A 5,355-nucleotide genomic window follows, 5' to 3' on the forward strand; every position below is an offset into this window, starting at 1 on the left:
TATATTGATAAAGCGCCTGAGGGAAACGCGCTGAACTGCGCGACTGACCGAGGGCTTAGCGAACCTCGACAACTACATAGTCTAGAAACAAAGCCAAGGTTCCTGTCAAGGATTAAATTGGTTTAACGATAGCACTTGTGCTGTGGTTGAGTCAAGAAGGAAGACAGAATCGGATACTGAGGTATCCGGGACATGCTTTTCGGGTCATTTTTCACGAATGACTAATTGAGATTAGCTTTTTGGAGTTAATCACTAACATGGAGAGTTTGATCCTGGCTCAGGATGAACGCTGGCGGCGTGCTTAACACATGCAAGTCGAACGGACCCTTCGGGGTTAGTGGCGGACGGGTGAGTAACGCGTGAGGATCTGCCCTTAGGAGGGGAACAACAGTTGGAAACGACTGCTAATGCCCCATATGCCGAGAGGTGAAATGTTATATCGCCTAGGGATGAACTCGCGTCTGATTAGCTAGTTGGTGGGGTAAAGGCTCACCAAGGCGACGATCAGTAGCTGGTCTAAGAGGATGATCAGCCACACTGGGACTGAGACACGGCCCAGACTCCTACGGGAGGCAGCAGTGGGGAATTTTCCGCAATGGGCGAAAGCCTGACGGAGCAACGCCGCGTGAGGGACGAAGGCCTTAGGGTTGTAAACCTCTTTTCTCTGGGAAGAAGAACTGACGGTACCAGAGGAATAAGCCTCGGCTAACTCCGTGCCAGCAGCCGCGGTAAGACGGAGGAGGCAAGCGTTATCCGGAATTATTGGGCGTAAAGCGTCCGCAGGCGGCTAATTAAGTCTGTTGTCAAAGCCCACAGCTCAACTGTGGATCGGCAATGGAAACTGGTTGGCTAGAGTGTGGTAGGGGTAGAGGGAATTCCCGGTGTAGCGGTGAAATGCGTAGATATCGGGAAGAACACCAGTGGCGAAGGCGCTCTACTGGGCCACAACTGACGCTGAGGGACGAAAGCTAGGGGAGCGAAAGGGATTAGATACCCCTGTAGTCCTAGCTGTAAACGATGGATACTAGGTGTTGGACGTATCGACCCGTGCAGTACCGTAGCTAACGCGTTAAGTATCCCGCCTGGGGAGTACGCACGCAAGTGTGAAACTCAAAGGAATTGACGGGGGCCCGCACAAGCGGTGGAGGATGTGGTTTAATTCGATGCAACGCGAAGAACCTTACCAAGGCTTGACATGTCACGAATCTTTGCGAGAGCAGAGAGTGCCTTCGGGAGCGTGAACACAGGTGGTGCATGGCTGTCGTCAGCTCGTGTCGTGAGATGTTGGGTTAAGTCCCGCAACGAGCGCAACCCACGTTTTTAGTTGCCATCATTAAGTTGGGCACTCTAAAGAGACTGCCGTGGACAACACGGAGGAAGGTGTGGACGACGTCAAGTCATCATGCCCCTTACGTCTTGGGCTACACACGTCCTACAATGCTACAGACAGAGGGCAGCGAGCGCGCGAGTGCAAGCAAATCCCATAAACTGTGGCTCAGTTCAGATTGCAGGCTGCAACTCGCCTGCATGAAGGCGGAATCGCTAGTAATCGCAGGTCAGCATACTGCGGTGAATACGTTCCCGGGCCTTGTACACACCGCCCGTCACACCATGGGAGTTGGCCACGCCCGAAGTCGTTACTCTAACCGTTCGCGGAGGAGGGCGCCGAAGGCAGGGCTGATGACTGGGGTGAAGTCGTAACAAGGTAGCCGTACCGGAAGGTGTGGCTGGATCACCTCCTTTTAGGGAGACCTACCCTTGATTACTCCGAACCATTGTTATTAGGAGAATTGAGTGGTCACTCTAGGTCGAGCAGGGCTTTGAGTAGAGTTTCTAGACTATGGTTGAGGTTTATTTCTTGTACTACTCCAGAGATGGGTGAGTATAAGGAACTAAACACGGGCTATTAGCTCAGGTGGTTAGAGCGCACCCCTGATAAGGGTGAGGTCCCTGGTTCGAGTCCAGGATGGCCCACTTGTGGGGGTTTAGCTCAGTTGGTAGAGCGCCTGCTTTGCAAGCAGGATGTCAGCGGTTCGAGTCCGCTAACCTCCACCATGAAAGCATGGATTAAATTCAGCACAGTGTGTTTTGGGATTGACCAAGGCATAGTCTGCTGGGTGAGAGCCTAGCGAAGAACCTTGAAAACTGAATAAGAGAGAAGTGTAAGGTAGTACACACAGAACATTCAAAGTTCGTTGAGAGAAGAGTGAATTTTGTTGGGTGATACCAATGAAATGAAGGTCAAGCTACAACGGGCTCACGGTGGATACCTAGGCACGCAGAGGCGAAGAAGGACGTGGTTACCGACGATACGCTTCGGGGAGCTGGAAGCAGGCTTTGATCCGAAGGTTTCCGAATGGGGCAACCCTAAATACGGCCACCTGAATATATAGGGTGGCGCGAGCGAACGCAGCGAACTGAAACATCTTAGTAGCTGTAGGAAGAGAAAGAAAACTCGATTCCCGTAGTAGCGGCGAGCGAACTGGGAAGAGCCTAAACCAGTGGTTTTTACCACTGGGGTTGTGGGACAGCGATATGGACTCGAGCGGTTAGACGAAGCATTGGAATGATGCACCAGAGAAGGTGAAAGTCCTGTAGTCGAAAACTTAACGATACTAGCTGAATCCCGAGTAGCACGGGGCACGAGAAATCCCGTGTGAATCCGCGAGGACCACCTCGTAAGGCTAAATACTCCTGCGTGACCGATAGTGAACCAGTACCGCGAGGGAAAGGTGAAAAGAACCCCGGGAGGGGAGTGAAATAGAACATGAAACCGTGAGCCTACAAGCAGTTAGAGCCCGATTAAACGGGTGATAGCGTGCCTGTTGAAGAATGAGCCGGCGACTTATAGGGTCTGGCAGGTTAAGACGGAAATGTCGAAGCCAAAGCGAAAGCGAGTCTGAAAAGGGCGATAGTCAGATTTTATAGACCCGAACCCGGGTGATCTAACCATGGCCAGGATGAAGCTTGGGTGATACCAAGTGGAGGTCCGAACCGACTGGCGTTGAAAAGCCAGCGGATGAGCTGTGGTTAGGGGTGAAATGCCAATCGAACCCGGAGCTAGCTGGTTCTCCTCGAAATGTGTTGAGGCACAGCGGTATTGATTATATACGGGGGGTAAAGCACTGATTCGGTGCGGGCTGCGAGAGCGGTACCAAATCGAGTCAAACTCAGAATACCCGTAGCACACAATGCCAGTCAGACGGTGGGGGATAAGCTTCATCGTCGAAAGGGAAACAGCCCAGACCACCAGCTAAGGTCCCCAAATGGATGCTAAGTGATAAAGGAGGTGGGATTGCAGAGACAACCAGGAGGTTTGCCTAGAAGCAGCCATCCTTAAAAGAGTGCGTAATAGCTCACTGGTCAAGCGATCCTGCGCCGAAAATGAACGGGGCTAAGCATCCTACCGAAGCTGTGGACTTGTATTTATACAAGTGGTAGAGGAGCGTTCTGTATGAGTTGAAGCGTTAGCGAGAGCAGGCGTGGATTGTACAGAAGTGAGAATGTCGGCTTAAGTAGCGAAAATGTAGGTGAGAATCCTACACCCCGAAATCCCAAGGTTTCCTCCGGAAGGCTCGTCCGCGGAGGGTTAGTCGGGACCTAAGGCGAGGCCGAAAGGCGTAGTCGATGGACAACGGATTAATATTTCCGTACCTGATTTGGATTGTGGCGGGGGACGGAGAAGGCTAAGACAGCCGGATGTTGGTTACCGGTTTAAGCTTCCGAGGTGATGAGAGACGGTGAAAACGTTTTGAGCTGAGGAGCGAGTACGACCCGTTACGACGGGGAAGTGTCTGATGTCAGGCTTCCAAGAAAAGCCCGAACCACGTTAATTCAAATTGGCCCGTACCCTAAACCGACACAGGTGGGAAGGTAGAGTATACTAAGGGGCGCGAGATAACTCTCTCTAAGGAACTCGGCAAAATGGCCCCGTAACTTCGGGAGAAGGGGTACCACCGAGAGGTGGTCGCAGTGAAGAGTCCCAGGCGACTGTTTACCAAAAACACAGGTCTCCGCTAAGTCGCAAGACGATGTATGGGGGCTGACGCCTGCCCAGTGCCGGAAGGTTAAGGAAGTTGGTCAGGCTCTTCGGAGTTGAAGCTAGCGACTGAAGCCCCGGTGAACGGCGGCCGTAACTATAACGGTCCTAAGGTAGCGAAATTCCTTGTCGGGTAAGTTCCGACCCGCACGAAAGGCGTAACGATCTGGGAGCTGTCTCGGAGAGAGGCTCGGCGAAATAGGAATGTCTGTGAAGATACGGACTACCTGCACCCGGACAGAAAGACCCTATGAAGCTTTACTGTAGCTTGGTATTGGGTTCGGGCTTTAATTGCGCAGGATAGGTGGGAGACTATGAAGTAGCCCTTGTGGGGGTTATGGAGTCACTGGTGAGATACCACTCTATTAAGGCTAGAATTCTAACTTTGACCCGTTATCCGGGCAGAGGACAGTATCAGGTGGGCAGTTTGACTGGGGCGGTCGCCTCCTAAATGGTAACGGAGGCGCGCAAAGGTTCTCTCAGGCTGGTTGGAAATCAGCCATCGAGTGTAAAGGCATAAGAGAGCTTGACTGCGAGACTGACAAGTCGAGCAGGTACGAAAGTAGGCCTTAGTGATCCGACGGTTCCGCGTGGAAGGGCCGTCGCTCAACGGATAAAAGTTACTCTAGGGATAACAGGCTGATCTCCCCCAAGAGTTCACATCGACGGGGAGGTTTGGCACCTCGATGTCGGCTCATCGCAACCTGGGGCTGTAGTCGGTCCCAAGGGTTGGGCTGTTCGCCCATTAAAGCGGTACGTGAGCTGGGTTCAGAACGTCGTGAGACAGTTCGGTCCATATCCGGTGCAGGCGTAGGAACATTGAGAGGAGTCTTCCTTAGTACGAGAGGACCGGGAAGAACGCACCGCTGGTGTACCTGTTATCGTGCCAACGGTAAACGCAGGGTAGCTAAGTGCGGAGTGGATAACCGCTGAAAGCATCTAAGTGGGAAGCCCACCTCAAGATGAGTGTTCCCATGGCATAAGCCAGTAAGGTCACGGGTAGACCACCCGTTAATAGGCGCTAGATGGAAGTCCAGCAATGGATGTAGTCGAGGCGTACTAACAGACCGAGGGCTTGACCTCACACTCAAGTCCTTCAACAACTCAACAATGGCTGTGTGCGCAGCCTCACGTCTCTCTATTCAGTTCTTCAAGGAACTTAAACAACCTAATATTGAAGCTCTTAAGCTTTCCTGGTGTCTTTGGCGCTGTGGTCCCACTCTGACCCATCCCGAACTCAGTCGTGAAACGCAGCTGCGGCGAAGATAGTGAGGGGGTTGCCCCTTGTCAAAATAGCTCGATGCCAGGTCCTTATT

At 52.4% G+C, this 5,355-nt stretch carries 2 tRNA genes and 3 rRNA genes; all 5 read left to right on the top strand.

Annotated features, from left to right (window positions below):
* Nucleotides 1-254: 254 nt before the first annotated feature.
* The 5 genes from H6G07_RS25930 (at nt 255) to rrf (ending at nt 5,348) form a co-directional block, all read left to right on the top strand.
* A 16S ribosomal RNA gene (locus H6G07_RS25930) occupies nt 255-1,743 on the top strand.
* Nucleotides 1,744-1,900: 157 nt separating this feature from the next.
* Nucleotides 1,901-1,974 (top strand) — tRNA-Ile (locus H6G07_RS25935).
* A gap of 5 nt (nt 1,975-1,979) precedes the next feature.
* Nucleotides 1,980-2,055 (top strand) — tRNA-Ala (locus H6G07_RS25940).
* A gap of 184 nt (nt 2,056-2,239) precedes the next feature.
* Nucleotides 2,240-5,122, top strand: a 23S ribosomal RNA gene (locus H6G07_RS25945).
* A 109-nt stretch (nt 5,123-5,231) separates the two neighbouring features.
* Nucleotides 5,232-5,348: ribosomal RNA gene (gene rrf, locus H6G07_RS25950) — 5S ribosomal RNA — on the top strand.
* The 16S, 23S and 5S rRNA genes sit together here with 2 tRNA genes alongside, the layout of an rRNA operon.
* The last annotated feature ends 7 nt before the right edge of the window (nt 5,349-5,355 follow it).

The organism is Phormidium tenue FACHB-1052 (genome assembly GCF_014696675.1).
Classification (GTDB): domain Bacteria; phylum Cyanobacteriota; class Cyanobacteriia; order Phormidesmidales; family Phormidesmidaceae; genus Nodosilinea; species Nodosilinea tenuis_A.